Source organism: Bradyrhizobium huanghuaihaiense (assembly GCF_007830635.1).
In the GTDB taxonomy this organism is placed as follows: domain Bacteria; phylum Pseudomonadota; class Alphaproteobacteria; order Rhizobiales; family Xanthobacteraceae; genus Bradyrhizobium; species Bradyrhizobium huanghuaihaiense.
Map to the genome: position 1 here is coordinate 22475 of NZ_VLLA01000011.1, position 26145 is coordinate 48619.

Genomic DNA, 26145 nt, shown 5'->3' on the forward strand with positions numbered 1-26145 from the left:
GATGATCGAGGCATTTTGCTTCGGCTCATCTCGGAGGATGCGATGGCATTTTACAGGAAGAACATCGGCGGCCTGCACCAGGCGGTGCGGATCGCTTTGGGCGTGGCGGTCGCGGGCGCGGCATTGGTTTATCTGGCCGGCGCGACGGCATGGCTGGTCGCGCTCGGCGGCGCAGGTTTCGCGCTGACGGGACTTGTGGGCTATTGCCCGATGTGCGCGATGGCGGGGATCGGACGAGGAGGCTTGTCGTGAGTGCGGCCGCGATCTCGCCGGACTTGTTCGAGGCCGCGCGGCTCGGCGATCCCGAGGCGATCGCGCGCCTGCTCGAGACGGCTCAGCCGGATATCCGCCGCTATGCGCGGGCGACCTGCCGCAGCTCGGCGGATGCCGAGGATGCGACGCAGGAGGCGCTGTGGATCCTGTTCCGCCATGTCGGCACGATCCGCTCGCTGCTGGCGTTCTCGGCCTGGCTGTTCAGCGTGGTCCGCCGCGAATGCCTGCGGCTTGCGCGCAAGGCGGGCCTCGCGCCGGCTGTCGAAGAGAGCGAGGCGGAAGCCGCATTGCTGTTGCGGCCCGAGGCCGATCTGCGGCTCGACGTGGCCGCGGCCTTCGAGGCGCTGCCGCCGCACTATCGCGATGTCGCGCTGATGCGCGACGTCAAGGAGATGACGATCGATGAAATCGCCGCCGCGCTCGGTGCGACCAGGCAGACCGTGAAGGCGCGGCTGCATCGCGCCCGGGCCTTGATGCGCGAATATCTGACGAGATGAGACATGACCGATTATCAAAACCCCGACGATCTGAAATCGATTCCGGCGTTCGTTGCGCTAGCGCCGGTCGAGGCCAACGCGTTCCTGGCGTTCAATCATGCGGTCGAACGCAAGGACGGAGCGATCCCGCCGAAATATCGCGAGCTGATCTCGCTCGCGGTCGCGCTGACGACGCAATGCGCCTATTGTCTCGACGTGCATACGGGGCAGGCGGCCAAGGCCGGCGCAACGCGCGAGGAGGTCGCCGAAGCCGCATTGATCGCGGCCGCCGTGCGCGCCGGCGGCACGCTCGGTCACGCGCTGCTCGCGCAGCGGCTGTTCGAGCGGCATCGAGACGGCAGCACGGGATGAACGAGCGTCGGCAGGGGCTGATTCGTGCGCGTGAATAGCTATCTCGGCCTCGACGGATTTCGCTTCGGCTGGGTCGCAGCCTGGATCGATGATCTCGGCGATCACGGCTTCGATTATTCGCCAGGCTTGATGCGCCTGCTCGCGATCCCGCACGCGCGTGCGATGATCGACATGCCGATCGGATTGCCCCTGAGCGGCTATCGCGCTTGCGATCTGCGTGCGCGCGAGCTTGTCGGGCCTGCCGTGTTTCTCGGCGCGCGCCGGGACCTCTGGACCTTCCCGGACATGGCCGCGGCCAATCGCCATTACTGGGAGCACGAAGGCAAGGGCAGGGGTGTGTCGGCGCAGCTCTGGAACATCAGGGACAAGATGAAAGAGCTCGACGAGATCATCACGCCGGCGCGGCAGGCGGTGATCGGCGAAGCGCATCCGGAGTTGATCTTCTGGAATCTCGCAGGGCGAGTCCGTCTCGCAAGGAAGACGTCGGCGCACGGTCGCGAGCAGCGCATTGCGCTGCTGGAGCAGCACGGCTTCACGCGGCTGCCGAAATGGTTGACGCTGCGCCATGGCACAGGCATCGGCCGCGACGATCTCATCGATTCCTGCGCCTGCGCGGTCGCGGCACGCGACAGTACCCAGCGTATCGGTGGGGAGGAGATCGATCCGCGCGGATTGCGGATGGAGATCAACTTTTGAGGCCAATCGGCCCTCCCGATCGCCTTCGCGGTGGCAGCGACTATTGCGAACCGGCTTCGAGCGAGGCGCCCTCGGCGTCCAGTCTTGTTGCTCGCGCTTCATACTCGTCGGCCATCGCTCGCAACCGTTGTGCGGCTGCGCCATGAGCGAGTTCGTTCGCGACGCGGCGACAGCGTTCAGCGTGGTCGAGCAGGGCGCGCTTCTCGATGTTCATCCAGCGACAACGCTCGAAGGCGCCATTGGTCCCTGCGTAGGCCGCCGGAACCGTGCGATGGACTCGCAGCGGGCGTCGGGAAAAACTGGCAATATTTTCATGCCGCCTCGGAACGTGGCGCTTGAGCCGACGTTTACACCAAAGGCTGTTGAGGGACAAAATACCATGTACGACGTGTGCCAATTGGCGACCGCGATTCTCGCGATTGCCTTTACGGCCCTGCTGTTGGTCACGGGGCAACGGTTCATCGAGTATCGACTGCAGCATGAAGCAATGACCCCGATCGTGGCGATGGCAACGCTGCCGCGATAGCTGTGGGTTCGCCGGGACGAATCGTGACTTGCGCGGTGCGGCATCTCGCCTAGATTGAGCGCGCCTCAGTCCATGCACCAAAGGTCCCGATGTCCGATCTCTCCGACTTTCCCATCACCAAGCGCTGGCCGGCCAAGAATCCCGAACTGCTTCAGCTCTATTCGTTGCCGACGCCGAACGGGGTCAAGGTTTCGATCATGCTGGAAGAGATCGGACTGCCATACGAAGTCCACCTCGTCGATTTCGGCAAGGACGACCAGAAGACGCCGGAATTCCTCTCGCTCAATCCGAACGGCAAGATCCCGGCGATGCTCGATCCCAACGGTCCCGGCGGCAGGCCGCTGGCGCTGTTCGAATCCGGAGCGATCCTGCAATACCTCGCGGAGAAGACCGGCAAGCTGCTGCCGGAGGACGCCGCACGGCGCTACCAGACCATCCAGTGGTTGCATTTCCAGATGGGCGGCATCGGGCCGATGTTCGGCCAGGTCGGGTTCTTCCACAAATTCGCCGGCAAGGACTTTGAGGACAAGCGGCCGCTGCAGCGCTACGTCGACGAGTCAAAGCGGTTGCTCGGCGTGATGGAGACGCATCTTTCCGGCCGGCAATGGTTCACGGATGACGACTACACCATCGCCGACATCTCCATGCTCGGCTGGGTGCGTAACCTCATCGGCTTTTACGGCGCGGGCGAGCTCGTCGCGTTCAGCCAGTTCAAGTCCGTCGGTGCCTGGCTCGAGCGGGGACTTGCGCGGCCGGCGGTGCAGCGCGGCCTGAACATTCCGAAGCGGCCGTAAGATCAGCTCAGCGCTTTGTAGGTCATGTAGAGCGCCATCAGCGAGACGAGGGCGATCATGGCTCGGCGCAGCGCGGCTTTGCTGACGCCGTTGGCCGCGCGTGCGCCGAGATCGGTGCCGACCCACAGGCCCGCCAGGATGCCGAGGATCGCTGACCAGCCGACCATGAGCCCCTTGCTCCAGTAGATCGAGGCGGCGGGAATGTTGGTCGGGATCACCGAGAAGATCAGGCTGACGAGTTGCGCCTGATGCTGCGGCACGCGCAGGCCTGCGGCGAGGCCGACGGTGATCGCGAGCCCGCCGCCGATGCCCATGAAGCCGGAAGAAAATCCGGCCAGCGTGCCGATGAGGAGCAGGGGCAGCCAGGGCAGTTCGTCTTGTGCGCCAGGCTCGCTGCCGGCGTCCTTGCGATCGCTGCGCAGAAGCAACATTGCGATCAGCGCGACGAGATAGACGACGTAAGTCCATTGCAGCGCTGCGTCGGACACCGCCGCCGCGGCGTAGCCGCCGCCCGCGCCGCCGACGAGAAATCCGAGGCCGATCCAGGCGATCCACGCCAGAGGACTACGATTGCCGCTCTGCCAATAGCGACGCGCGCCGGCAAGGCCCGTGGGAGGGATCTGCGTGATCAAAGACGTTCCCTGTGCGACGTGTTGCTCGGCCCCGAGCAACAGCACGGAGAAGATGACGAGGCCGCCACCCGGACTCGTGCCCGTAAAACCCGACGCCAATCCCGCGACGAGACCGACGCCGCCGCCGGCGAGGAGTTCATGGATCCAGCTCATCGTTCATGTCCTGGTCCGTCGCTTGACGTCCGGCCTGGTCGTGCGCAGACCGTCGATCACGCCATCGACCGCCGCCATGCAGGCTGCGACATCAAAATCCTCGCCCCAGCTTTTCTGCAGCACGAAGCCCTGGAAGATCGCGATCAGCATGCGCGCGATCGCTTCGGCGCCGAGGTCGCGCTTGATGAGGCCGTCATGCTGACCACGTTCGACGAGTGCCACGATCAGGGCGCGCGGCATGTCGATGCCTTCGACGACGCTGCTGCGGACGCGGCGGTTGCGCAAGGCCTCGGCCCAGCCATGGATGCCGACGCGCCGCCGCGCTTCGCCGGCGGGATCGGTGAGCCATTGCGCGTAGACGCGAACCAGCGCGTGCAGTCCTTCAATCGGGTCGCCCGATCCCTGCGCGACCGAGTTGAGCACGGCCTCGCGCCGATGCCGGTCGTCGGCCAGCGCCTCGATCAGATCGTCCTTGCTCTGGAAGTAGAGATAGACGGCGCCGTGGCTGAGTCCCGATCGTTTGACGATGTCGGCCATGCCGGTCTGGTGAAAGCCGTCTTCCGCGAAGCAGGCGAGGGCGGCCTCGAGGATCTGCTGCCGCCGGCCTTCGCGCTGCTTGTCGCTGATCTTGGGCATTGGGCTGTCCCTCAATAGCTGACCGGTCGATCGTTTTAGTTGTTGGCGAGTTTTGGCCGACTTCTCCGCCACAGAAATAAAAAACGATCAGTCAGTCATTTTTATTGCCAAAGAGAGCTTTGGTCAAGTCCTGGCCGTCGGGGACGAGAAACAGGGGGATTATGCCGTTGCGACCGCGCGGGGCAGGAGCGGAGCTGCGGTCCGTGGTCGCGTTGCGGCTAGAACAGCCGTCCGCCGTTCGGCACCGGCTTGCTCGGCTGCACCAGGACGACCTTGCCGTCGGCGTCGGGAAAGCCGAGCGTCAGCACCTCCGAGACAACGGGTCCGATCTGGCGCGGCGGAAAGTTGACGACCGCCGCGACCTGTTGTCCCACCAGCGTCTCGAGCGGATGGTTCTCGGTGATCTGCGCCGAGCTCTTGCGCACGCCGATCGCGGGTCCGAAGTCGATCCAGAGACGCCAGGCGGGCTTGCGCGCCTCCGGGAACGGCTTGGCGTCGACGATGGTGCCGACGCGGATATCGACCGCGAGGAAGCTGTTGAAATCGATGGTCGGCGAGGCGGCGGCCGCGGGATCGTGGGTGACGTGCATCATGTGTCCGTTTTGCAGAGCGGGCTTCGTTTGCAATATTGTCGCGCGAAGCGGAGTTTCGTACAACGCCGCTGCCGAAGCATCACGCATGCGCGAGGAGTTGTCTTGCCCAACATCATCTACGGCATCAAGAACTGCGACATCATGAAGAAGGCGCGCACCTGGCTCGACAGTCATGGCGTGGCTTACGACTTTCACGACTACAAGGCCGCGGGCGTCGAGAAGGACAAGCTCAAGCAGTGGAGCGACAAGGTCGGCTGGGAGACGCTGCTCAATCGCGCCGGCACGACATTCAAGAAGCTCCCCGATTCCGACAAGGAAGGCCTCACCGAGAAGAAGGCGCTGGCGTTGATGCTGGCGCAGCCGTCGATGATCAAGCGGCCGGTGCTGGAAGTCGGCGGCAAGCTGCTGGTCGGCTTCAAGCCCGATATCTATGCCAAGGAAGTCAAGGCCAAGTAAGTCAGGGGCAAGTAAGCCGGCTCTAGTTCAGCTCGATGATCTCGGTGGCCTCGCCAGCCTGATCGGCGAACTCGACGACGTCCGCGGCCGCGATGCGGCCGGGGGGGCGATGAAAGAGATCGCGGTCGATCACGGCGCACAATTTGGGACGCGGCAGCGCGTCATTTCCGCGCATCAGATTCCTGATTTCGAAGCCGCCGTCCTCGCAAAAGGTCTTGAGCGAGGCGATGACGTGACAGACCTTGTCGTCGGTCAGGAACGGCAGCAGCAGGCGCTCATAGGCGACGACGCGCCCATAGATGTCGTCGACGTCGGCAACGCTGTAGACCGGAAGCCCGCGCGCGACGCATTCATGATAGACGGGCATCACTGAGGGCACGAGCCGCGGCCCGATATATTCATCCAGCGGCACGCCCTTGCCGGTGTGCCCGTAGGCGTGCGAGATGCGCGTGCCTTCGCTCTGGATGATGAGGCGCGGGTGGGCAGCCGAATTGTCCACCGTATAATAGATGAGATCGGACAGCTCTTCCTCGAGCCGCGCCGGCTGGTATTCCCAGATCGCCGGTGCGATCTCTTGGCGCGCATAAAGTCGCAGCCACGTGTTCAGCAGATCTCTCTGCCTGATGGACTTGACGACGGAGGGAGCGGCGCTTGCGAAATCCAAAACCATATTCCCGGCAGATATACCCGCAGCATGATGCCGCTTGCGGGAAAATATTCTATGAAGGCTGGCGCGCGGGGCGAAAGACCGTTAACGACGGCTTGATGGCCGGTGCTTTTGCGAACCGGGAGGCCGGGCAGGCACGACATCAAACATCTCCGACTAAGGGAGCATTTGTATCCCAGCCGGAGGCCTGATCTGCTCAGCTTTCCACCTTGCCTAACCCCCGTCACCTCCGGCATATTCCGCGCCCGGAGGCGGCGTTCCGGACGGGCTCCAAGACCTCCGGAATGCCGAAGCAACAAGGACAGCCACGCGCGTTGCGCGGGCAGGGGGAAATCTGTTTGGCCGATGAGTTCATTCTCGAAACGGAAGGCTTGACCAAGGAGTTCGCGGGCTTCTTCGCCGTCCGCGACGTTGCGCTCAAGGTTCGCCGTGGGAGCATTCATGCGTTGATCGGCCCGAACGGCGCCGGCAAGACGACGTGTTTCAATCTTCTGACCAAGTTCCTCAAACCGTCTGCCGGAAAGATCCTGTACAAGGGGCAGGACATCACCGCGATGGCGCCGGCGGACGTCGCCCGCATGGGACTTGTCCGTTCATTCCAGATCTCGGCGGTATTTCCGCATCTCACCGCGCTTGAAAACGTCCGTGTCGCGCTTCAGCGCCAGCACGGCAGTTCCTTCGATTTCTGGCGCTCGAAGTCGGTGCTCAACCGTTTCAACGATCGCGCGCGCGAGCTGCTGAACGATGTCGGCCTCAGCGAGTTTGCCAACACGCCCGCGGTCGAGATGCCCTATGGGCGCAAGCGTGCACTGGAGATCGCAACCACGCTCGCGCTCGACCCCGAGATGATGCTGCTGGACGAGCCGATGGCCGGCATGGGCCACGAGGACATCGACAAGATCGCGGCGCTGATCAAGCGCATCTCCGCGAAATACACCATCCTGATGGTCGAGCATAACTTAAGCGTCGTGGCCAATCTCTCCGACATCATCACCGTGCTGACGCGCGGGCAGGTGCTCGCGCAAGGCCATTACAGCGAGCTCACCAAGGACGAGCGCGTCAAGGAAGCTTACCTGGGAGCCGGTCATGCCTGACACTGCGATCGCCGAGGCTCCGGCAAGGACTGCGACCGGCGGAAACATCCTCCAGGTCCGCAACCTGGAAGCATGGTACGGCGAGTCCCACATCCTGCACGGGATCAACTTCGACGTGAATGCGGGCGAGGTCGTCACCCTGCTCGGGCGCAACGGCGCCGGCAAGACCACCACGCTGAAGTCGATCATGGGCATCATCGGCAAGCGTACCGGGTCGGTGAAGTTCAACAACCAGGAGATCATTCGCGCCACCTCCGACAGGATCGCGCGGATGGGCATCGCGTTCTGCCCGGAAGAGCGGGGGATATTCGCCAGCCTCGACGTCCGCGAGAATCTGATGCTGCCGCCGGTGGTGCGCGAAGGCGGACTGCCGCTGGAGCAGATCTTCGATCTGTTTCCGAACCTGAAGGAACGGCTCAACAGCCAGGGCACGAAGCTGTCCGGCGGCGAGCAGCAGATGCTCGCGATCGCGCGTATCCTGCGCACCGGCGCGAGCTTCCTGATGCTGGACGAGCCGACCGAGGGCCTCGCGCCCGTCATCATCCAGCAGATCGGCCATACCATTGCGCGGCTCAAGAAGGAGGGCTTTACGATCCTCCTGGTCGAGCAGAACTTCCGCTTCGCATCCACCGTCGCCGATCGCTACTACATCGTCGAGCACGGCAAGGTGATCGACGGTTTTGCGAACTCGGAACTGTCTGCGAACATGAACAAGCTGCATACTTATCTCGGCGTCTGACGCCCCGAGTCATTCAATAGAGGATTTCCCGGAGGGAATATGAAACAGCATTTTTCTGCACTTCTTCTCGGCATGGCGTTGGGATTCGTCGCAAGCGGCGCGTCGGCACAGGACAAGACCGTCAAGATCGGCGTCCTGACCGATAATTCCGGTCTCTATTCCGACCTCGGTGGCGCGGGCTCCACGCTGGCTGCCCAGATGGCGATCGAGGATTCCGGGCTTGCCGCCAAGGGCTGGAAGATCGACTTGATCTCCGCCGATCATCAGAACAAGCCCGATATCGCCACCACCATCGCGCGCCAATGGATCGACGTCGAGAAGGTCGACATCTTCATGGATGTGCTGAACTCCGGTGTCGCACTCGCGGTCAACAATGTCGTCAAGGAGAAGAATTCGATCCTGATCGACACGGGTGCGGCGACGTCGGATCTGACGAACGCCCAATGTTCGCCGAACACGATCCATTGGGTCTATGACACCTACATGCTGGCCAACAGCACCGGTCAGGCGCTGGTGAAGGCTGGCGGCGATTCCTGGTTCTTCCTGACGGCCGACTATGCGTTCGGCGCGGCGCTGGAGCGCGACACCGCGGCGGTGGTGCAGAAGGCGGGCGGCAAGGTGCTCGGCAGCGTCAAGCATCCACTCAATTCCTCGGACTTCTCCTCGTTCCTTTTGCAGGCACAGGCATCGAAGGCGAAGATCGTCGGTCTTGCGAATGCCGGCGGCGATACCACCAATTCGATCAAGCAGGCCGCCGAGTTCGGCATCGTTGCCGGCGGGCAGAAGCTTGCGGGGCTGCTGTTGTTCATCACCGACGTTCACTCGCTCGGCTTGAACGTGGCGCAGGGGCTCAATTTCACCGAAACCTTCTATTGGGATCTCAACGACGGAACGCGGGCCTTCTCCAAGCGCTTTTCGGAGCGCATGAAGAACAAGGCGATGCCTTCGATGGTGCAGGCCGGTGTCTATTCGGGCTTGGTCCATTACTTCAAGGCACTCGAGGCGATGGGCGGCAATCCGCATGACGGCGCCAAGGCGGTCGAGAAGATGAAGTCGATGCCGACGGACGATCCGCTGTTCGGTCAGGGCAGTATCCGGGTCGATGGCCGCAAGATTCACCCGGCCTACCTGTTCGAGGTCAAGAAGCCCTCGGAATCGAAGGGGCCGTGGGACTACTACAAGCTGGTGGGCACCGTCCCCGCTGACCAGGCGTTCCGGCCGCTCTCCGAGAGCGTCTGTCCGCTGGTGAAGAAATAACTCTCGTGGCCCGCCGGGCGGTCGTGCCGCCGGCGGGCTTTCATTTTGGTGGCGGAAGCTAATCCCGATGCAGGCTCTCTACGCACAGCTACTGGTGGGACTGATCAACGGCTCGTTCTACGCGTTGCTCAGTCTCGGGCTTGCCGTGATCTTCGGCATGCTCAACATCATCAACTTCGCCCATGGCGCGCTCTACATGATGGGCGCCTTCGTCGCCTATTTCCTCCTGAACCTCGGCGGCATCAATTACTGGTGGGCGTTGCTGCTGGCGCCGATCATCGTCGGCATCTTCGGCATGATCCTGGAGCGGACCATGCTGCAATGGCTGACCGGGCTCGACCATCTCTACGGCCTGCTCTTGACCTTCGGCATCGCGCTGATCGTGCAGGGCGTGTTCCAGAACTATTTCGGCTCCTCCGGCCTGCCTTACGCCATTCCGGACCAGCTCAAGGGCGGCATGAATCTCGGCTTCATGTTCCTGCCGATCTATCGCGGCTGGGTCGTCGTGTTCTCGCTGGTGGTGTGTCTTGCCACCTGGTTCCTGATCGAGAAGACGCAACTCGGCGCTTACCTGCGCGCCGCCACCGAAAACCCGACGCTGGTCCGCGCCTTCGGCATCAACGTGCCGCGCATGATCACGCTGACCTACGGTCTCGGCGTCGGCCTTGCGGCGCTCGCCGGCGTGCTCTCGGCGCCGATCAACCAGGTGCGCCCGCTGATGGGCGCCGACCTCATCATCGTCGTGTTCGCCGTGGTGGTGATCGGCGGCATGGGATCGATCATGGGCTCCATCATCACCGGCTTCGCGCTCGGTGTGATCGAGGGCCTGACCAAGTATTTCTACCCCGAGGCCTCCAACACCGTCGTGTTCGTGCTGATGGTGCTGGTGCTGCTGGTGAAGCCAACGGGATTGACGGGAAGGGCGGCCTGATATGACAACCCTGACGGACGATACGCTGCGTGCGACACCGCGTGCGATGCGCGACGAGATGATCGTATTCGTGGTGATGGCGCTGCTGCTGGCGGCGGTGCCATTCACCGGGGTCTATCCGTTCTTCGTGATGCAGGCGCTGTGCTTTGCGCTGCTTGCCTGCGCCTTCAATCTTCTGATCGGCTATGGCGGCCTGCTGTCGTTCGGCCACGCGATGTTCCTGGGGACCGCCGGCTACTGCAGCGCGCATGCGCTGAAGGTGTGGGGGCTGCCGCCGGAGCTCGGCATCCTCGTCGGCGTTGCCGCGGCTTTCGCGCTCTCGATCGTGACCGGCTACATCTCGATCCGCCGCCAGGGCATCTATTTCTCGATGATCACGCTGGCGCTGTCCCAGCTGCTGTACTTCATCTACCTCCAGGCCCCGTTCACCCATGGTGAGGACGGCATCCAGGGCATTCCGCAGGGACACATGTTCGGCGTCCTCGATCTGTCCAAGCCGACGGTCCTGTACTATGTCGTGCTGGCTGGCTTCCTCGCCGGGTTCCTGTTGATCTTCCGCATCATCAACTCGCCGTTTGGCGAGGTGCTGAAGTCGATCCGCGAGAACGAGCAGCGCGCCATCTCGCTGGGCTACCGGACCGACCAGTACAAGTTTCTGGCCTTCGTCCTGTCCGGCACGCTGGCGGGCTTCGCCGGATCGCTGAAGGTGTTCGTGGCCCAGAATGCCTCGCTCACCGACGTGCATTGGTCGATGTCGGGCGAGGTCGTGCTGATGACGCTGGTCGGCGGGCTCGGTACCATCTTCGGCCCCGTGGTCGGCGCCTTCGTAATCATCGCCATGCAGCAATATCTGGCGAGCTTCGGCCAGTGGGTGACGGTGATCCAGGGCTCGATCTTCGTGATCTGCGTTCTCACCTTCCGCCGCGGCGTCATCGGTGAAATCGCGCATTACTTCCGGCGGTCGCTCTAAGTAATTGATTTGACGGAATATTGTCTGCTTCTTGAAAGCGGTGGATGATCCGGCTCCGCGGGCGTGAGGTGGCACGCGCGCGGATCGAAAATGGTCTATGACAGTTTTGTGACGGCCCATCCGGGCCGGGCCATTTCCAACCGGTAGCCTGTCCCCATGATGCGATGGTTTCGCGCGTTCCTGCCCAAGGAAGAACGGTTCTTCGACCTGTTCGACCGCCATGCCCAGACCGTGATCCAGGGCGCGATCGCGCTCCAGGGCGTGCTCAACGGGGGCGAGGAGACGCCGGTCTATTGCCAGCGCGTCAACCAGTTCGAGAACGATGCCGACAACATCACCCGCGAGGTGCTGACGGCGGTGCGCCGCACCTTCATCACCCCGTTCGATCGCGGCGACATCAAGAATCTCATCACCTCGATGGACGATGCCATCGACCAGATGCAGCAGACGGCCAAGGCCGTGATGCTGTTCGAGGTCCGCGCCTTCGAGCCGCCGATGCGGGAGATCGGCGCGCTTCTGATCGAATGCGCCAATCTGGTCGGCCGGGCGCTGCCGCTGATGCAGTCGATTGGCCCGAACGTCGCCATGCTGACCGCGATCACGGAAGAGCTGACCAAGCTCGAGGGCCGGGTCGACGATCTCCACGACATCGGGCTGAAGGAGCTGTTCCTGAAGCATCGCGACGGCAACGCGATGGATTTCATCGTCGGCGCCGAGATCTACGACCACCTCGAGAAGGTGGCCGACCGCTTCGATGACGTCGCGAACGAGATCAACAGCATCGTCATCGAGCAAGTGTAGGGCAGGGCTGCTGTGGATGCTGCGTTGGGTGTTCCCGTCCTGGTCGGACTGATCGCCGTCGCGCTGCTGTTCGACTTCCTGAACGGCCTGCACGACGCCGCCAATTCGATCGCGACCATCGTGTCGACCCGCGTGTTGCGGCCGCAATTCGCGGTGTTCTGGGCCGCGTTCTTCAATTTCGTCGCCTTCATGGTGTTCGGCCTGCATGTCGCCCAGACCATCGGCACCGGCATCATCGATCCCTCGATCGTCGATGCCCAGGTGATCTTCGCCGCTCTCGTCGGCGCCATCGTCTGGAACCTCGTGACCTGGGCGCTCGGCATCCCGTCCTCGTCCTCGCACGCGCTGATCGGCGGCCTCGTCGGCGGCGGCATGGCCAAGGCGGGGATTTCGGCGGCGGTGTGGAGCGGATTGTCCAAGACGGTGCTGGCGATCGTGCTGTCGCCGCTGGTCGGCTTCCTGCTCGCGATGATGCTGGTTGCGATCGTGTCCTGGGCCTCGGTGCGCTCGACGCCCTTTGCCGTGGATCGCGCCTTCCGCATCCTGCAATTCGCCTCCGCCTCGCTCTATTCGCTCGGCCATGGCGGCAATGACGCGCAGAAGACCATGGGCATCATCGCCGTGCTGCTCTATTCGCAAGGCCATCTCGGCAGCGAGTTCTCGGTGCCGTTCTGGGTGGTGCTGTCCTGCCAGGCGGCGATGGCGCTGGGCACGCTGATGGGCGGCTGGCGCATCGTCCGCACCATGGGCCTGCGCATCACCAAGCTGACGCCGATGCAGGGTTTTTGCGCCGAAACGGGCGGCGCGGTGACCCTGTTCATGGCGACCTTCCTCGGGGTTCCCGTCTCGACCACCCACACCATCACCGGCGCCATCGTCGGTGTCGGCGCGGCCCGCCGCGTCTCGGCCGTGCGCTGGAACGTCGCAAGCTCGATCGTCTATGCCTGGGTGATCACGATTCCGGCCTCGGCCATCGTGGCCGCGCTGACTTGGTGGGCGGTCAGGATCTTCGTCAGGTGACGAGCTTCAACCCGACGATGCCGGCGACGATCAGTCCGATGCTGGCGAGGCGGAAGGCCGTGGCCGGCTCCCCGAACAGGAAGATGCCGAGCGTTGCGGTGCCGACCGCGCCGATCCCGGTCCAGACCGCATAGGCGGTCCCGACCGGCAGCGATTTGAGCGCGACCCCGAGCAGGATGACGCTGCCGGCCATCGCCGCGAGCGTGATGACGGAGGGAACAAGCCTGGAAAAACCCTCGGTGTATTTCAGGCCGATCGCCCAGGTGATCTCGAGAAGACCGGCGACGAACAGGATGCTCCAGGCCATGACGACCCTCCATTCACGGCAGGGTCGTCCCCGCGGCTGATATGCTGGTGGGATAGGAGGGCCGTCCCTCCCATCGGCCGATATGGGGCTGGCCGAGGGGCTCCGCAATCACCAAATCGGGCTTGATCAGGCCCATTTTCCCTGCCAAACGCTCCCGCCATGTCCGACATCGCCACCACCACAGCCGAATCGCCGGCCCGTTCCCCGCTTGCCACCGAGGTGGCGCGGCGGCGGACCTTTGCGATCATCTCCCACCCCGACGCCGGCAAGACCACGCTGACCGAGAAGCTGCTGCTGTTCGGCGGCGCCATCAACCTCGCCGGTCAGGTCAAGGCCAAGGGCGAGCGGCGCAACACGCGTTCGGACTGGATGAAGATCGAGCGTGAGCGCGGCATCTCGGTCGTGACCTCGGTCATGACCTTCGAGTTCGAGGGCCTCGTGTTCAACCTGCTGGACACGCCGGGTCACGAGGACTTTTCGGAAGACACCTATCGCACGCTCACCGCGGTTGACTCCGCCGTGATGGTGATCGACGCCGCCAAGGGCATCGAGGCGCGCACGCGAAAGCTGTTCGAGGTGTGCCGTCTGCGCGACATCCCGATCATCACCTTCATCAACAAGATGGACCGCGAGAGCCGCGACGTGTTCGAGCTGCTCGACGAGATCGAGAAGACGCTGGCGCTCGACACCACGCCGATGACCTGGCCGGTCGGCCGCGGCCGCGACTTCCTCGGCACCTACGACGTCGTCAACGGCGGCGTGCGTCTGCTCGAAGGCGGCGGCGCCAAGACCGGCGCGGCACAGCAGATCGAGATCGCCGAGCTCGCCAAGCTCAACGCCAATCTCGACGTCTCCGCGGTGAAGGACGAGCTCGAGCTCGTCACCGAGGCCTCGAAACCGTTCGAGCTCGGCGCATTCCGCGAGGGCCATCTGACGCCGGTCTATTTCGGCAGCGCGCTGCGCAATTTCGGCGTCGGCGACTTGCTGGAAGGCCTCGGCAAATTCGCGCCCGAGCCGCGCGCGCAGGAGAGCGACCAGCGCAAGGTCGAGGCCACCGATCCGCGCATGAGCGCCTTCGTGTTCAAGATCCAGGCCAACATGGATCCGAACCACCGCGACCGTATCGCCTTCGCGCGCCTGTGCTCGGGCAAGCTCAGCCGCGGCATGAAGGCGAAGCTGGTGCGCACCGGCAAGAGCATGCCGCTGTCGAGCCCGCAATTCTTCTTCGCGCAGGATCGTTCGGTTGCGGACGAAGCCTTTGCCGGCGACGTCGTCGGCATTCCCAATCACGGCACGCTGCGCATCGGCGACACGCTGACCGAGGGCGAGGATTTCACCTTCGTCGGTGTGCCGAGCTTCGCGCCGGAAATCGTCCGCCGCGTCCGTCTCACCGACGCGATGAAGGCGAAGAAGCTGAAGGAAGCGCTGCAGCAGATGTCGGAAGAGGGCGTGGTGCAGGTGTTCCGCCCGCGCGACGGCGCCCCGGCGCTGGTCGGCGTCGTCGGTGCGCTGCAGCTCGACGTGCTGAAGGCGCGCCTGGAGGCGGAATATTCGCTGCCGGTCGAGTTCGAGGTCAGCGAGTTCCAGCTGGCGCGCTGGGTCTCCTCGGACGATCGCAAGAAGCTCGACACTTTTATTGCCGCCAACACCTCGAGCATCGCCGACGATGTCGACGGCGATCCCGTGTATCTCGCCAGGAACGAGTTCTATCTCGGTTACACCAGGGAACGCGCCGAGGGTATCGAGTTCACCAACGTCAAGGACGTCAAGAAGAAGGGCTAGGGTGCCGCTGCGCCCACCGCCGCGCGGGCACACACTGCGCAGCCACACCCTCCGCTGTCATGCCCCGGCTTGACCGGGGCATCCAGTACGCCGCAGCCCATCGATTCAATCACTGCCGTCTCGGAGTACTGGGTCGCCCGGTCAAGCCGGGCGACGACAGTGTGCCTGAACGCAAGCATGTGAACGATCGGAGGCTTGACGTCATCGGGGGCAATGCCACGTTTCAGCTAAGGGACCCTGTGAGTTCGCAGCATGTGGCGTATCATCCTGGTTTTTCTCCTGCTGACGATCTCGACGATCGCCGCCGATGCGCAGCGACGCCAGATCAATCCGATTCCGTTTGCGCACGAGCCGTGCAGCGTGCTCGACTATCGGCCGTGCACGCCGTACTATTGCAGTCCCCTCGAGCCCGGCCCCTGCATTCCCGAGATCGATTACCCCTACGGCCAGAACCTCCAGCTCACGATCGAGAGCGTTCCGTCCGAGGCCGATCGCGCAAAATACCAGAAGCCGGATCACGATCTCGACACGATCGGCGACCTCTTCGCCGAGCTGCGCACCTGCTGGTCGCCGCCGGCGGACAATGCGCGGGCGGGCATGCAGATGGCGGTACGCTTCAGCTTCAACAAGGCTGGCGGCCTGATCGGCCCGCCGCGCTTGACCTTTGCGACCGCGGGCGTGCCGGCCGCCACCCGCACGACTTATCTTGACGCGATCAATTCATCGCTGAAAGCCTGCCTGCCGCTGAAATTCACCAGCGGCCTCGGTGGTGCCCTGGCCGGCCGACCGATCGCGATCCGCTACGTCGATAACAGGGAGCTCGGAAAGTAGCTCTATCCGCTCATCCTGAGGAGCGCGTTCTTCACGCGCGTCTCGAAGGATGAAAGGCCACGCTGTCGCGACAGCCGGGCCTGCATGGTTCGAGACGCGAAGGGCGCGCTCCTCACCATGAGGGGGTGAGAGAGTTGCGACCATCGGCCAATCGATGATACCTCAGGGGCGGGGGCTGCTTGAGGGGAGGATGTCATGGGTCTGCTGGTCATGATCCTGGGGCTGGTGCTGTTTTTCGCGGCCCATGTTTTCACCACGAAACGCGAGGCGCGCGCGCAGGCCATCGCTAGGCTGGGCGAGGGGACCTACAAGCTCCTCTACGCAGTGGTCTCGCTTGCGGGACTGGCGCTGATCATCTGGGGCTTTTCCCATTATCGCAGCTCCGGCTGGATCGACGTCTGGTACCCGCCGAAGGCGCTCAAGCACATCACGCTCGCGCTGATGCTGCCCGCCGTCATCCTGGTGGTCGCCTCCTATTTGCGCGGCCGCATCTATGCGACGCTGAAGCATCCGATGCTGGCCGGCATCAAGCTGTGGGCGGCGGCGCATCTGCTCGCCAATGGCGACCTCGGCTCGATCATCCTGTTCGGCTCGTTCCTGGGCTGGGCGGTCTATGACCGCATCTCGCTGAAGCATCGCAAGGATGCCGGCGGCCCGCCGATTCCGGTCGGCGGCGTCACCAATGATCTGATCGCGGTTGCCGTCGGCGTCGTTGCCTATCTGGCGCTGGCCTTTGCGTTCCATCCCGTCGTGATCGGTGTTCCCGTCGTGGGGGTCTAGCCGATCAGCGCAAGACAGCTCGGCATGCCCGTGCGCGGAAGGTGACAAAGCAACAAGCCGAGGCCTCCGATGGACTGGTCGCATTCAAAAATCCCGCCGATGCACCTCGAGGCGCGCTTCGGCGATCGGGTAGTGCCGGCGTTCTGTGACCGGCCGGCCAGTCTCTGGGCGATGATCGCGGACGCCTGCGCCCGCAATCCCGATGGTGAAGCGCTGATCGCAGGCAATGTCCGGCTGAGCTGGCGGCAGGCGGTGGAGCGGGCCGCGCAGATCGCCGCGGGTTTGCGCAAGCTCGGCCTGCAGCGCGGCGATCGTGTCGCGATCCTGCTCGGCAACCGCATCGAATTTCCGCTGCTGCTGTTTGCCGCCGCGCATGAGGGCCTCGTCACGGTGCTGCTCAGCACGCGCCAGCAGAAGCCTGAGATCGCCTATGTGCTTGCCGATTGCGGCGCGAAGATCCTGATCTATGAAGCGGGGCTCGCCGAGCGGCTGCCCGAGGCGCCTGATGTCCCCGACGTCATCCACCGCATCGCTGTCGATGACGATCCGCATCTGTCGCGCTTCGCGATGCTCGCAGACAATTCCCCGGCGCCTGCGCCCGTCGAGACGAGCGAGGAGGATACCGCGATGATCCTCTACACCTCGGGCACGACAGGCAAGCCGAAGGGCGCGATGCTCGCCCATTGCAACATCGTGCATTCCTCGATGGTCTTCGTCTCCTGCCTGCAATTGACGCAAGCGGACCGTTCCATCGCGGCCGTGCCGCTCGGCCACGTCACCGGCGTCGTCGCCAACATCACCACCATGATCCGCTGCGCCGGCGCGCTGATCATCATGCCGGAATTCAAGGCCGCCGATTATCTCAAGCTCGCCGCGCGCGAGCGCGTCACCTACACCGTAATGGTGCCGGCGATGTACAATCTCTGCCTGCTGCAGCCCGATTTCGACAGCTATGATCTGTCGAGCTGGCGTATCGGCGGCTTCGGCGGTGCGCCGATGCCGGTCGCCATCATAGAGAAGCTCAAGGCGACCATTCCCGGCCTCAAGCTGATGAACTGCTACGGCGCGACCGAGACGACGTCGCCCTCGACGATCATGCCGGGCGAATTGACGGCGAGGCATATCGACAGCGTCGGCCTGCCGTGTCCCGGCGCGCGCATTATTGCGATGGGAGCGGACTGGCGCGAGCTGCCTCCCGGCGAGATCGGCGAGCTCTGGATCCGGAGCGCCTCCGTCATCAAGGGCTACTGGAATAATCCGAAAGCCACCGCCGAAAGCTTCACGAGCGGTTTCTGGCACTCGGGCGATCTCGGCTCGGTCGATGCACAAGGCTTCGTCCGCGTGTTCGACCGGCAGAAGGACATGATCAATCGCGGCGGCCTGAAGATCTATTCGGCCGAGGTCGAATCCGTGCTGGCGGGCCACCCCGCGGTGATCGAGAGCGCGATCATCGCCAGGGCCTGCCCGGTGCTGGGTGAGCGCGTCCACGCTGTGGTGGTGACCCGCGCGCCTGTTGCCGACGCCGACTTGCGCGCCTGGTGCGCCGAGCGGCTGTCCGACTACAAGGTCCCCGAGACCATGGCGATCACATCGGAGCCGCTGCCGCGCAACGCCAATGGCAAGGTGCTGAAGCGGCAGCTGCGGGAGCGCCTCGGAACCTGAGCGGGGGCAGGTCGCCTCCCGGGCTCCGCCGGGTGGTTAACGCCTTGATCGGGCTCGCTTTGCCTTGCCACCGCCATATCGTTAGGGTACCTCGCCGCCACACGGGGGACGGGATTCCTGACGCGAACGCCTTGGCGCGCGTACCCGGACGGGCATGGGATTAGCATAAGTGTCTGAATTATTTGACGAAGTCGACGAGGAAGTACGTCGCGAACAGCTCAAGAAGCTGTGGGACAAGTATTCGATCTACTTCATCGCCCTGATGGTGCTGGTCGTGGCCGCCGTCGGCGGCTGGCGCGGCTACCAATATCTGGAGGCCCAGAAGGCCGCCGAGGCCGGCGCCGCCTTCGAGAAAGCCGTCGAGCTGTCCGAGCAGGGCAAGCACGCCGAGGCCGAGACCGCCTTCACCGAGCTCGCCGCCAAGGCTCCCTTCGGCTATCGCACCCTGGCGCGGCTGCGCGCTGCGGCCGAGGCGGCAAGCCGTGATCCCAAGGCGGCCGCCAAGCTGTATGACGACATCGCCGCCGACCGTGGCGTGGGCGGCGAATGGCAGGATCTGGCCAGGATTCGCGCCGCCGGCCTTCTGGTCGACAGCGCCTCCTATGCCGACATCCAGCAGCGGCTGGAGGCCTCCGCCACCCCGAAATCGACGTTCCGCCACACCGCGCGCGAGATGCTGGCGCTGTCGGCCTGGCGCAACAACGACATGACTGCGGCCCGCAAATGGCTCGACACGATTGCCGAGGACGGCGAAACGCCACCCGGCCTGCGTTCTCGTGCCGAGGCGCTGGCGGCTCTGCTGCCGCCCGTCGCCAAAAGCTGACCAAGAGCTGACCGACGGGCTCTCTGACCTGACGAGATACGATATGCGCCGTACGCCACGCCTGATCGCAGCCGCCGTCCTGATCGCCTTCACGGGCGTCCTGGGCGGCTGCTCCAGCTTCGATCCAAGCGACATGCTCGACTTCCTCGACACCAAGAAGAAGCTGCCGGGCGATCGCAAGCCGGTCTTCCCCGAGGGCGTTCCGGGCCTCGAGCAGGGTGTCCCGAAGGAGATGTACAAGGGCGCGCAGCAGCAGCCGGATCCGAACGCGCCCGCGGTCGCCGCTCTGCCGACCGAGCCGCCGCCGCCCGAGCCGGCCAAACCGGCCAAGGGTGCCAAGGCGAAGAAGACCCATCAGCCGGCCGCCGCTGCCGCCACACCGGCTGAGGCGCCTGCCGGCGAGGTCGATGGCGAGGTCCAGCCCGAGGCCGCGCCGCCCACCGCCGCGCCTCCGCCCAAGCAGAAGATCGTGCGCAAGCGCACCACCGCGCCGCCGCCGGATCAGCCGGTCCAGCAGGCGCAACCGACCCAGACCACACAGCAGCAATCGCAGGGTGCTTTCCCGGCCCCGATGCCGAGCGGCAGCTTCTCGCGCTAATAATTCCACCTGCATTGACAGGCGCAGCCCCGGCAGCGCACGAATGACCGATGTCCTTCACGATCGCCATCATCGGCCGGCCCAATGTCGGCAAATCGACGCTGTTCAACCGTCTGGTCGGGCAGAAGCTCGCGCTCGTCGATGACCTGCCGGGCGTCACCCGCGATCGCCGCGAGGGGGAGGCCAGGCTCGGCGATCTCGAATTCACCATCATCGACACCGCCGGCCTCGACGAGGGCGCCAGGGGCTCGCTCACCGCGCGCATGCAGGAGCAGACCGAGACTGCGATCGCGCAGGCCGACGCGCTGTTCTTCGTGATCGATGCCCGCATCGGCCTCACGCCCACCGATCGCGCCTTCGCCGATTTCGCCCGCAAGGCCAACAAGCCGGTGCTGCTGGTCGCCAACAAGAGCGAGGGCAAGCATGGCGACGCCGGCGCGATGGAATCCTTCGCGCTCGGCCTCGGCGATCCCATCCAGATCTCGGCCGAGCACGGCGAGGGCATGGGTGAGCTTTACGATGCGCTCGCCAAGCTCATGCCGGAGCCCATCGAGGACGATGAGGTCGAGGACGACGAGCCGCTCTCCGAGGAGGAGGCAGCGACGCGTCCGATCCGGGTTGCCATCGTCGGCCGGCCCAATGCCGGCAAGTCGACGCTGATCAACCATCTGCTCGGCGAGGAGCGCCTGCTGACGAGCCCGGAGGCCGGCACCACGCGCGATTCCATCGCGGTCGAGATCAACTGGAAGGGCCGCGATTTCCGCGTGTTTGACACCGCCGGCCTGCGCCGGCGCTCGCGCATCGAGGAGAAGCTGGAAAAGCTCTCGGTCGCCGACGCGCTGCGCGCGGTGCGCTTTGCCGAAGTCGTCGTGCTGATGATGGACACCCAGAACCGCTTCGAGGAGCAGGATCTGCGCATCGCCGATCTGATCGAGCGCGAGGGCCGCGCAATCGTGCTTGCCGCCAACAAATGGGACCTGATGGAGACCAAGGGCGGCGGCGCGATCTCGAACTTGCGCCGCGATGCCGATCACTGGCTGCCGCAGGTCAAGGGCGTGCCCATCGTCGCCGTCTCGGGCCTGATGGGCGAGGGCATCGATCGCCTGATGCAGGCGATCCAGGACGCCTACGCAATCTGGAACCGGCGCGTGCCGACCGCTGCGCTCAATCGCTGGTTCGAGCAGGCGATCCAGGCCAATCCGCCGCCGGCGGTGTCCGGCCGCAGGCTGAAGCTGAACTACATCACGCAGACCAAGGCGCGTCCGCCGAGCTTCGTGCTGTTCTGCTCGCGTGCCGATGCGGTGCCACAATCCTACCTGCGCTACCTCACCAATTCGATGCGCGAGACCTTCGAGCTGCCGGGCACGCCGGTGCGCATCACCCTGCGCGAGAAGGCCAATCCCTTCGCGCACAAGCGCAAGCGGCCGTCATGAGCGACGGGCCGGGAGAGGCGACAGCGTCAGCCGCTGCGCCGGTCCGGCGCGGCGCGGTCGCCTTCATCTTCGTGACCATCCTGCTCGACATGCTCGCGATCGGCGTGATCATGCCGATCCTGCCAAAGCTGGTCGAGAGCTTCGTCGGCAACGACACGGCGCATGCGGCGCGCATTTTCGGACTGTTCGGCACCGCCTGGGCGCTGATGCAGTTCGTGTTCTCGCCGATGCTTGGCGCGCTGTCGGATCGCTTCGGACGGCGGCCGGTGGTGCTGCTGTCGAATTTCGGGCTCGCCGCCGACTATGTGCTGATGGCGCTCGCGCCGTCGCTGACGTGGCTGTTCATCGGCCGCCTGATCTCCGGCGTCACTTCGGCGAGCATCTCGACCGCCTTCGCCTACATCTCGGACATCACGCCGCCGGAACAGCGGGCGGCGGTGTTCGGCAGGATCGGCGCGGCGTTCGGTGCAGGATTCATCCTGGGTCCGGCGCTCGGCGGTCTGCTCGGCGACATCGATCCGCGGCTGCCGTTCTGGGCCGCGGCGGCCTTGAGCTTTGCCAATGCGCTCTATGGGCTCTTCGTCCTGCCGGAATCGCTGGCGCCCGAGAAGCGTGCGCCGTTCCGCTGGACCAGCGCCAATCCGGTCGGGGCACTGCGTCTGCTGCGATCCAACGCGGCATTGGCCGGGCTGTCGATCGTCAATTTCATCGCGCAGGTCGCGCATGTGGTGCTGCCGTCGACCTTCGTGCTCTATGCGACCTATCGCTACGGTTGGGATTCCAAGACCGTGGGCCTGACGCTGGCCATGGTCGGCATCTGCACCATGGTGGCGCAGGGGCTCGCGATCGGCCCGATCGTGCGCCTGCTGGGCGAGCGGAACGCAATGCTGATGGGCTTGTGCTGTGGCGCGATCGGCTTCGTGATCCTGGGCGCTGCGCCGACCGGACCGCTGTCCTGGCTCGGCATTCCCGTGCTGTCGCTGTGGGGCATCTCGGGTGCGGCCATGCAGTCGCTGATGACGCGGCTGGTCGCGCCCGATCAGCAGGGCCAGCTGCAGGGCGCGACCGCGAGCGTGCAGAGCGTGTCGCAGCTCGTCGGCCCGTTCCTGTTCACGCTGACGTTTTCGTTCTTCATCGGCACCAGTGCGCCGCTGCACCTGCCCGGCGCGCCGTTCCTGCTCGCGGCGGTGCTGATGGTGATATGCGTCGCGATCGCGGTGCGGGCGCTGGCTGCAACGAAGACGGTCTCGTAGGGTGGGTTAGCCTCGCGGGTCGCGCGAAGCGCAAACCGCGAGGCGTAACCCACCTCTTTCATTTCCGCAGAGGCAGAAGTGGTGGGTTACGCCAGCGGACTGCGCTTCGCGCAGCCGCGTGCTAACCCACCCTACGACTTCCTATTTCTTCACCAGCGGACAATCGCTCGCCTCGAGCGGCTTGGCCGCGTCTTCCGGCGCGATGGTGGCGACCAGCTTGTAATAGTCCCACGGGCCCTTCGACTCCTCCGGCTTCTTCACCTCGAACAGATAGGCCGGGATGAGGCGGCGGCCGTCGGCGCGCAGCGGGCCCTTGCCGAACAGCGGATCGTCGGTCGGCAGCTCCTTCATCTTGGCGACGACCTTGGCGCCGTCATGCGGGTTGGCTCCGAGCGCATCCATCGCCTTCAGGTAATGCAGGATGCCGGCGTACAGCCCCGCGACCGTCATCGACGGCATCGAGCCCTTGGGTGAAACCTTCTGGAAGCGCTTCGACCATTCGCGGGTCTGGTCGTTGAGGTCCCAGTAGAAGGACTCGGTGAAGGTCAGGCCCTGTGCGGTCTTCAGGCCCAGTGAGTGCACGTCGTTGATGAACAGCAGCAGCGCGGCAAGCTTCTGACCGCCGGAGACGATGCCGAATTCGGCGGCCTGCTTGATCGCGTTGGTGGTGTCGCCGCCTGCGTTGGCGAGGCCGATGATCTTCGCCTTCGAGGACTGCGCCTGCAGCAGGAAGGACGAAAAATCGGAGCTGTTGAGCGGGTGCTTGACGCCGCCGAGCACCTTGCCGCCATTGGCGGTGACGACGGCGCTGGTGTCGCGCTCGAGCGCATGGCCGAAGGCGTAGTCTGCGGTCAGGAAGAACCAGCTGTCGCCGCCGGCCTTGGTCAGCGCCTTGCCGGTGCCGTTGGCGAGCATGTAGGTGTCGTAGGTGTAGGAGACGGTGTTCGGCGTGCAGGCCTTGCCGGTGAGGTCAGCGGTGGCCGCGCCCGAATTGAGCAGCACCGAGTTCTTTTCCTTGACGAGGTTGTTCACCGCGAGCGCCACGCCCGAGCTCGGCGTGTCCGAGATGACGTCAACCTTGTCGTTGTCGATCCATTGCCGGGCGATGTTGACGCCGATATCGGGCTTGTTCTGGTGATCGCCGGAGAGGACCTCGATGGTCCAGCCCTTGGCCTTCAGGCCGGAATCCTCGACCGCCATTTTCACGGCGGCGACCGAGTTCGGGCCGCCGATGTCGGCATACAGGCTCGACATGTCGTTGAGCACGCCGATCTTGACGGTCTTGTCCTGCGCGTAGGCGGATGTTGCAAAACCGAAGGTGGCGCATGCCAAAAGAGCCGCAGTGCGGTGCGCGAATGTCGTCATGAAAGGTCTCCTCCACTGTCAAATATGCGGACGGCTCTCTTGCGGAGCCTTGTTCCTGTCGATGGCTCTACCGTGTCCCGCAGGTCCCGGCAATGCGCCTAAATGCGGATGACGCTGCGTCGTAGCGTCATCCGTCGGTTAACTTTTGGGCAAAATGCGTTGAGACGCTATTTGAGCGCATCCGAGGTCAGCTTGAATTTCTGGATGCGCTTTCCGGTATCGACCTCGGCGGTATAGACGTTACCCTTGGCATCGATCGCCATGGCGTGCACCCAATGGAACTGACCGGCGTTGCGGCCGCTGTGCCCGAAGCTGCCGACCACGCTGCCGTCATCGCGCTTGATGACCCTGATCTCGTTGTTCTCGCCGTCGGCGCTGAGCAAATAGGTCTGCTTCGGATCGGGCCAGATCGCGATGTCCCACACCGCGCCGTTGCCGAGCGTGTTCTTCTCGAAGAAGAACTCCTTCACGAAGGTGCCGTCCTTTTTGAACACCTGGATACGGTTGTTTATGCGGTCGCAGACATAGAGGAGGCCGTCATTGGCGAGCTTCACGCAATGGACCGGATTGCCGAACTGCTGGGCAACCGGCGCCTTGGGGTCGTAAGGACCCTGCTTGTCGTCGCTGGGCTTGTTGCCGTAGGCGCCCCAGTGCCGCTTGTAGGCGAGCGTCGTCGCGTCGAACACGATGACGCGGCGGTTGCCGTAGCCGTCGGCGACGTAGATTTCGTTCGCCTCCTTGTCGATCGCGGTCTCCGCGGGCTTGCCGAGCTGCGTCGTGTCGTTGCTGCCGAGGCTCGGCGCGATCTTGCCGATCTGGGCGACGAACTTGCCGTCGAGCGTGAACTTCAAAATGGCGTTGTCATTGTCGGCATTGCCGCCGATCCAGACGAAGCCGCGCTCGTCGACCTCGATGCCGTGCTCGCGGCCGACCCATTCGTAGCCTTCGCCCGGGCCGCCCCATGAGCGCAGCAAATTGCCGTCGCTGTCGAATTCGAGCACGGGCGGCGCCGACACGCAGCATTTCGAGCGCGGCGGGTTGAGGCTCGCGCCTTTCTCGTCATCGGTCAGCGAGCGCGGCCGATGGATCACCCAGATGTGGCCCTGCCAGTCGACGGTGATGCCGCCGACCTGGCCGAGGATCCAGTTGTTCGGCAGTTGCTTTGGCCAGGAGGCGTCGACCGCGAAAGTCGGGACGTCACCCGCAGTCGCCGTGCCCGGAAGCACAAATGCGATGGCCGCGATCAGGATGGAAAAGGCGTGAGAGATATATGCGAGCGCACGCGCAGAGCCTGCGCGATCATGCCATGGCGCCATGGCAACCTCCCTTTTTGTTGGCTTGCGGCTTGCTGCCGCCTGAGCGCGGGCAGTCAATCGCGGGGAGGTGCCCTAGTCAATCAGGCCGGCGAGCGGAAGCTCATCAGGCTGCGGGTCTTGTAGTCGTAGAACTTGCCGGTCTCGGTCCAGTCGGGCGCGCACAGCGGCACGATGAACTCGGCGACCTGCTCGGGCGTATCCAGTGTCGCCGGGTCTTCGCCCGGCATCAGCGTGGCGCGCATGCGGGTGCGGATCGGTCCCGGGTTGAACAGAGTGACGCGCAGCTTGGTATTTGCCGTCTCCTGCGCCCAGGCGCGCGCCAGCGTTTCCAGCGCGGCCTTGGAGGCGGCGTAGGGGCTGACATAGGCGGTCGCCTTGTTGGCGGCGCCCGAGGTGATGAACACGGCGCGGCCGGCGTCGGACTGCTTGAGCAGCGGCTCCATGCAGCGGATCAGTTGGAAGTTCGCGGAGACGTTGACGGCCATCACGTCGTTGAAGGCCTTCAGCTCGACATGACCGATCGGCGAGGAGGGGCCGAGCACGCCGGCATTGCCGACGAGGATGTCGAGCTTGCCGTAGCGCTCGTGCAGGCCGGCGCCCAGCCGCGCGATGCCGTCGGAATCGGTGAGATTGAGCGGCACCAGGGTGGCGCTGCCGCCCTCTTTGCGGATCTCGTCGTCGAGCTCTTCCAGCCCGCCCTGCGTCCGCGCCGTCGCCACGATATGCGCGCCGGCTTTGGCCAGCGCCTTGGCGGTGGCGAAACCGATGCCGCGCGAGGCGCCGGTGACGAGAGCTATGCGATCGGCGAGGGGCTTTGTCATGGCGGGGTTTTACAGGCGTGGACGGCCGGGACAAGCCCCCCGCGACACCGTCATTCCGGGGCGATGCGAAGCATCGAACCCGGAATCT

Annotated in this window: 30 protein-coding genes; 22 read left to right on the forward strand and 8 right to left on the reverse strand. The window is 64.6% G+C overall.

The window, feature by feature from the left end:
- The first annotated feature begins 42 nt into the window (after positions 1–42).
- The 6 genes from IQ16_RS22010 (at position 43) to IQ16_RS22035 (ending at position 3137) form a co-directional block, all read left to right on the forward strand.
- Entirely contained in the window at positions 43–252 is a 210-nt protein-coding gene (locus IQ16_RS22010; protein ID WP_026312472.1) for a YgaP family membrane protein, read from the forward strand.
- Positions 249–770: an RNA polymerase sigma factor gene (locus IQ16_RS22015; RefSeq protein WP_018646103.1), complete on the forward strand. Its 522-nt coding sequence runs from the start codon at positions 249–251 to the stop codon at positions 768–770. Before IQ16_RS22010 ends, IQ16_RS22015 begins: the two co-directional genes overlap by 4 nt.
- 3 nt (positions 771–773) lie before the next feature.
- Positions 774–1121 carry a carboxymuconolactone decarboxylase family protein gene (locus tag IQ16_RS22020; protein WP_018646102.1) on the forward strand — a complete coding sequence of 116 codons (348 nt, stop codon included), beginning with the start codon at positions 774–776 and terminating at the stop codon, positions 1119–1121.
- 30 nt (positions 1122–1151) lie between these two features.
- The gene (locus tag IQ16_RS22025) at positions 1152–1817 is read left to right on the forward strand and encodes a DUF429 domain-containing protein (protein ID WP_018646101.1); all 666 of its coding nucleotides are present in this window, start codon (positions 1152–1154) and stop codon (positions 1815–1817) included.
- Positions 1818–1959: 142 nt separating this feature from the next.
- A complete protein-coding gene (locus IQ16_RS22030; RefSeq protein ID WP_018646100.1) occupies positions 1960–2343 on the forward strand; it encodes a hypothetical protein in 384 nt (127 codons plus the stop codon).
- Between the two features lie 89 nt (positions 2344–2432).
- On the forward strand, positions 2433–3137 hold the full coding sequence (locus tag IQ16_RS22035) for a glutathione S-transferase family protein (protein WP_018646099.1): 705 nt from the start codon (positions 2433–2435) through the stop codon (positions 3135–3137).
- Positions 3138–3139: 2 nt separating this feature from the next.
- On the opposite strand, the gene IQ16_RS22040 is transcribed toward IQ16_RS22035, so the two are convergent.
- The 3 genes from IQ16_RS22040 to IQ16_RS22050 all read right to left on the reverse strand — a co-directional run bounded on the left by IQ16_RS22040 (position 3140) and on the right by IQ16_RS22050 (position 5148).
- A complete protein-coding gene (locus tag IQ16_RS22040; protein ID WP_018646098.1) occupies positions 3140–3922 on the reverse strand; it encodes a sulfite exporter TauE/SafE family protein in 783 nt (260 codons plus the stop codon).
- Between the two features lie 3 nt (positions 3923–3925).
- Complete coding sequence (locus IQ16_RS22045) at positions 3926–4558, reverse strand: TetR/AcrR family transcriptional regulator (RefSeq protein WP_018646097.1); 633 nt, start codon at positions 4556–4558, stop codon at positions 3926–3928.
- A gap of 218 nt (positions 4559–4776) precedes the next feature.
- Positions 4777–5148, reverse strand: coding sequence for a tRNA-binding protein (locus IQ16_RS22050; protein ID WP_026312471.1), 372 nt, complete (start codon positions 5146–5148; stop codon positions 4777–4779).
- 105 nt (positions 5149–5253) lie between these two features.
- Here IQ16_RS22050 and IQ16_RS22055 point away from each other — a divergent pair, with 105 nt between their 5' ends.
- A complete protein-coding gene (locus IQ16_RS22055) occupies positions 5254–5607 on the forward strand; it encodes an ArsC family reductase (protein ID WP_018646095.1) in 354 nt (117 codons plus the stop codon).
- Positions 5608–5629: 22 nt separating this feature from the next.
- Here the strand turns inward: IQ16_RS22055 and IQ16_RS22060 are convergent, their stop codons facing one another.
- Positions 5630–6277, reverse strand: coding sequence for a PAS domain-containing protein (locus tag IQ16_RS22060; RefSeq protein ID WP_035667416.1), 648 nt, complete (start codon positions 6275–6277; stop codon positions 5630–5632).
- Between the two features lie 335 nt (positions 6278–6612).
- Between IQ16_RS22060 and IQ16_RS22065 the strand changes: the two genes are divergently transcribed.
- The 7 genes from IQ16_RS22065 (at position 6613) to IQ16_RS22095 (ending at position 13086) form a co-directional block, all read left to right on the forward strand.
- Complete coding sequence (locus IQ16_RS22065) at positions 6613–7368, forward strand: ABC transporter ATP-binding protein (RefSeq protein WP_008551999.1); 756 nt, start codon at positions 6613–6615, stop codon at positions 7366–7368.
- Positions 7361–8107, forward strand: a complete 747-nt coding sequence (locus IQ16_RS22070) for an ABC transporter ATP-binding protein (RefSeq protein WP_018646093.1) — start codon at positions 7361–7363, stop codon at positions 8105–8107. Before IQ16_RS22065 ends, IQ16_RS22070 begins: the two co-directional genes overlap by 8 nt.
- A gap of 39 nt (positions 8108–8146) precedes the next feature.
- Complete coding sequence (locus IQ16_RS22075; RefSeq protein ID WP_018646092.1) at positions 8147–9364, forward strand: ABC transporter substrate-binding protein; 1218 nt, start codon at positions 8147–8149, stop codon at positions 9362–9364.
- A gap of 67 nt (positions 9365–9431) precedes the next feature.
- Positions 9432–10295: a branched-chain amino acid ABC transporter permease gene (locus IQ16_RS22080; protein WP_008551982.1), complete on the forward strand. Its 864-nt coding sequence runs from the start codon at positions 9432–9434 to the stop codon at positions 10293–10295.
- Position 10296: 1 nt separating this feature from the next.
- On the forward strand, positions 10297–11265 hold the full coding sequence (locus tag IQ16_RS22085; RefSeq protein WP_018646091.1) for a branched-chain amino acid ABC transporter permease: 969 nt from the start codon (positions 10297–10299) through the stop codon (positions 11263–11265).
- Positions 11266–11421: 156 nt separating this feature from the next.
- Positions 11422–12066 carry a DUF47 domain-containing protein gene (locus tag IQ16_RS22090; RefSeq protein WP_018646090.1) on the forward strand — a complete coding sequence of 215 codons (645 nt, stop codon included), beginning with the start codon at positions 11422–11424 and terminating at the stop codon, positions 12064–12066.
- A 12-nt stretch (positions 12067–12078) separates the two neighbouring features.
- Entirely contained in the window at positions 12079–13086 is a 1008-nt protein-coding gene (locus tag IQ16_RS22095) for an inorganic phosphate transporter (RefSeq protein WP_018646089.1), read from the forward strand.
- Here the strand turns inward: IQ16_RS22095 and sugE are convergent.
- The gene (sugE, locus tag IQ16_RS22100) at positions 13079–13393 is read right to left on the reverse strand and encodes a quaternary ammonium compound efflux SMR transporter SugE (RefSeq protein WP_018646088.1); all 315 of its coding nucleotides are present in this window, start codon (positions 13391–13393) and stop codon (positions 13079–13081) included. The genes IQ16_RS22095 and sugE overlap by 8 nt on opposite strands.
- 159 nt (positions 13394–13552) lie before the next feature.
- On the opposite strand from sugE, the gene IQ16_RS22105 reads away from it, so the two are divergent.
- From IQ16_RS22105 to IQ16_RS22140, 8 genes are all read left to right on the forward strand, one after another.
- Positions 13553–15175: a peptide chain release factor 3 gene (locus IQ16_RS22105; protein ID WP_018646087.1), complete on the forward strand. Its 1623-nt coding sequence runs from the start codon at positions 13553–13555 to the stop codon at positions 15173–15175.
- Positions 15176–15427: 252 nt separating this feature from the next.
- Entirely contained in the window at positions 15428–16006 is a 579-nt protein-coding gene (locus IQ16_RS22110) for a hypothetical protein (RefSeq protein ID WP_018646085.1), read from the forward strand.
- Between the two features lie 195 nt (positions 16007–16201).
- Positions 16202–16786 (forward strand): NnrU family protein, encoded by a 585-nt coding sequence (locus IQ16_RS22115; RefSeq protein WP_018646084.1) that lies wholly within the window; start codon positions 16202–16204, stop codon positions 16784–16786.
- 69 nt (positions 16787–16855) lie between these two features.
- Entirely contained in the window at positions 16856–18448 is a 1593-nt protein-coding gene (locus IQ16_RS22120) for a class I adenylate-forming enzyme family protein (protein ID WP_018646083.1), read from the forward strand.
- Positions 18449–18617: 169 nt separating this feature from the next.
- Positions 18618–19271 (forward strand): tetratricopeptide repeat protein, encoded by a 654-nt coding sequence (locus IQ16_RS22125; RefSeq protein WP_018646082.1) that lies wholly within the window; start codon positions 18618–18620, stop codon positions 19269–19271.
- Between the two features lie 43 nt (positions 19272–19314).
- Positions 19315–19869, forward strand: a complete 555-nt coding sequence (locus IQ16_RS22130) for a hypothetical protein (RefSeq protein ID WP_018646081.1) — start codon at positions 19315–19317, stop codon at positions 19867–19869.
- Between the two features lie 50 nt (positions 19870–19919).
- The gene (der, locus tag IQ16_RS22135) at positions 19920–21302 is read left to right on the forward strand and encodes a ribosome biogenesis GTPase Der (RefSeq protein ID WP_018646080.1); all 1383 of its coding nucleotides are present in this window, start codon (positions 19920–19922) and stop codon (positions 21300–21302) included.
- Positions 21299–22555 carry a TCR/Tet family MFS transporter gene (locus tag IQ16_RS22140; protein WP_018646079.1) on the forward strand — a complete coding sequence of 419 codons (1257 nt, stop codon included), beginning with the start codon at positions 21299–21301 and terminating at the stop codon, positions 22553–22555. Before der ends, IQ16_RS22140 begins: the two co-directional genes overlap by 4 nt.
- Positions 22556–22696: 141 nt before the next feature.
- Here IQ16_RS22140 and IQ16_RS22145 read toward each other — a convergent pair whose 3' ends face one another.
- The 3 genes from IQ16_RS22145 to IQ16_RS22155 form a co-directional block, all read right to left on the reverse strand.
- Positions 22697–23920, reverse strand: a complete 1224-nt coding sequence (locus IQ16_RS22145; protein ID WP_018646078.1) for an ABC transporter substrate-binding protein — start codon at positions 23918–23920, stop codon at positions 22697–22699.
- A gap of 167 nt (positions 23921–24087) precedes the next feature.
- Positions 24088–25236, reverse strand: a complete 1149-nt coding sequence (locus tag IQ16_RS22150; RefSeq protein WP_018646077.1) for an NHL repeat-containing protein — start codon at positions 25234–25236, stop codon at positions 24088–24090.
- 80 nt (positions 25237–25316) lie between these two features.
- A complete protein-coding gene (locus IQ16_RS22155) occupies positions 25317–26057 on the reverse strand; it encodes an SDR family NAD(P)-dependent oxidoreductase (protein WP_145831753.1) in 741 nt (246 codons plus the stop codon).
- Positions 26058–26145 lie beyond the last annotated feature (88 nt).

What these genes read in the sequence shown, in the direction of transcription:
- IQ16_RS22070 (WP_018646093.1), top strand. Translation starts at nt 7,361, where the DNA reads ATGCCTGACACTGCGATCGCCGAGGCTCCGGCAAGGACTGCGACCGGC.
- IQ16_RS22060 (WP_035667416.1), bottom strand. Translation starts at nt 6,277, where the DNA reads ATGGTTTTGGATTTCGCAAGCGCCGCTCCCTCCGTCGTCAAGTCCATC.
- IQ16_RS22090 (WP_018646090.1), top strand. Translation starts at nt 11,422, where the DNA reads ATGATGCGATGGTTTCGCGCGTTCCTGCCCAAGGAAGAACGGTTCTTC.
- IQ16_RS22080 (WP_008551982.1), top strand. Translation starts at nt 9,432, where the DNA reads ATGCAGGCTCTCTACGCACAGCTACTGGTGGGACTGATCAACGGCTCG.
- IQ16_RS22155 (WP_145831753.1), bottom strand. Translation starts at nt 26,057, where the DNA reads ATGACAAAGCCCCTCGCCGATCGCATAGCTCTCGTCACCGGCGCCTCG.
- der (WP_018646080.1), top strand. Translation starts at nt 19,920, where the DNA reads ATGTCCTTCACGATCGCCATCATCGGCCGGCCCAATGTCGGCAAATCG.
- IQ16_RS22035 (WP_018646099.1), top strand. Translation starts at nt 2,433, where the DNA reads ATGTCCGATCTCTCCGACTTTCCCATCACCAAGCGCTGGCCGGCCAAG.
- sugE (WP_018646088.1), bottom strand. Translation starts at nt 13,393, where the DNA reads ATGGCCTGGAGCATCCTGTTCGTCGCCGGTCTTCTCGAGATCACCTGG.
- IQ16_RS22050 (WP_026312471.1), bottom strand. Translation starts at nt 5,148, where the DNA reads ATGCACGTCACCCACGATCCCGCGGCCGCCGCCTCGCCGACCATCGAT.
- IQ16_RS22120 (WP_018646083.1), top strand. Translation starts at nt 16,856, where the DNA reads ATGGACTGGTCGCATTCAAAAATCCCGCCGATGCACCTCGAGGCGCGC.
- IQ16_RS22030 (WP_018646100.1), top strand. Translation starts at nt 1,960, where the DNA reads ATGAGCGAGTTCGTTCGCGACGCGGCGACAGCGTTCAGCGTGGTCGAG.
- IQ16_RS22140 (WP_018646079.1), top strand. Translation starts at nt 21,299, where the DNA reads ATGAGCGACGGGCCGGGAGAGGCGACAGCGTCAGCCGCTGCGCCGGTC.
- IQ16_RS22105 (WP_018646087.1), top strand. Translation starts at nt 13,553, where the DNA reads ATGTCCGACATCGCCACCACCACAGCCGAATCGCCGGCCCGTTCCCCG.
- IQ16_RS22150 (WP_018646077.1), bottom strand. Translation starts at nt 25,236, where the DNA reads ATGGCGCCATGGCATGATCGCGCAGGCTCTGCGCGTGCGCTCGCATAT.
- IQ16_RS22145 (WP_018646078.1), bottom strand. Translation starts at nt 23,920, where the DNA reads ATGACGACATTCGCGCACCGCACTGCGGCTCTTTTGGCATGCGCCACC.
- IQ16_RS22040 (WP_018646098.1), bottom strand. Translation starts at nt 3,922, where the DNA reads ATGAGCTGGATCCATGAACTCCTCGCCGGCGGCGGCGTCGGTCTCGTC.
- IQ16_RS22110 (WP_018646085.1), top strand. Translation starts at nt 15,428, where the DNA reads ATGTGGCGTATCATCCTGGTTTTTCTCCTGCTGACGATCTCGACGATC.
- IQ16_RS22115 (WP_018646084.1), top strand. Translation starts at nt 16,202, where the DNA reads ATGGGTCTGCTGGTCATGATCCTGGGGCTGGTGCTGTTTTTCGCGGCC.
- IQ16_RS22010 (WP_026312472.1), top strand. Translation starts at nt 43, where the DNA reads ATGGCATTTTACAGGAAGAACATCGGCGGCCTGCACCAGGCGGTGCGG.
- IQ16_RS22075 (WP_018646092.1), top strand. Translation starts at nt 8,147, where the DNA reads ATGAAACAGCATTTTTCTGCACTTCTTCTCGGCATGGCGTTGGGATTC.
- IQ16_RS22045 (WP_018646097.1), bottom strand. Translation starts at nt 4,558, where the DNA reads ATGCCCAAGATCAGCGACAAGCAGCGCGAAGGCCGGCGGCAGCAGATC.
- IQ16_RS22130 (WP_018646081.1), top strand. Translation starts at nt 19,315, where the DNA reads ATGCGCCGTACGCCACGCCTGATCGCAGCCGCCGTCCTGATCGCCTTC.
- IQ16_RS22020 (WP_018646102.1), top strand. Translation starts at nt 774, where the DNA reads ATGACCGATTATCAAAACCCCGACGATCTGAAATCGATTCCGGCGTTC.
- IQ16_RS22085 (WP_018646091.1), top strand. Translation starts at nt 10,297, where the DNA reads ATGACAACCCTGACGGACGATACGCTGCGTGCGACACCGCGTGCGATG.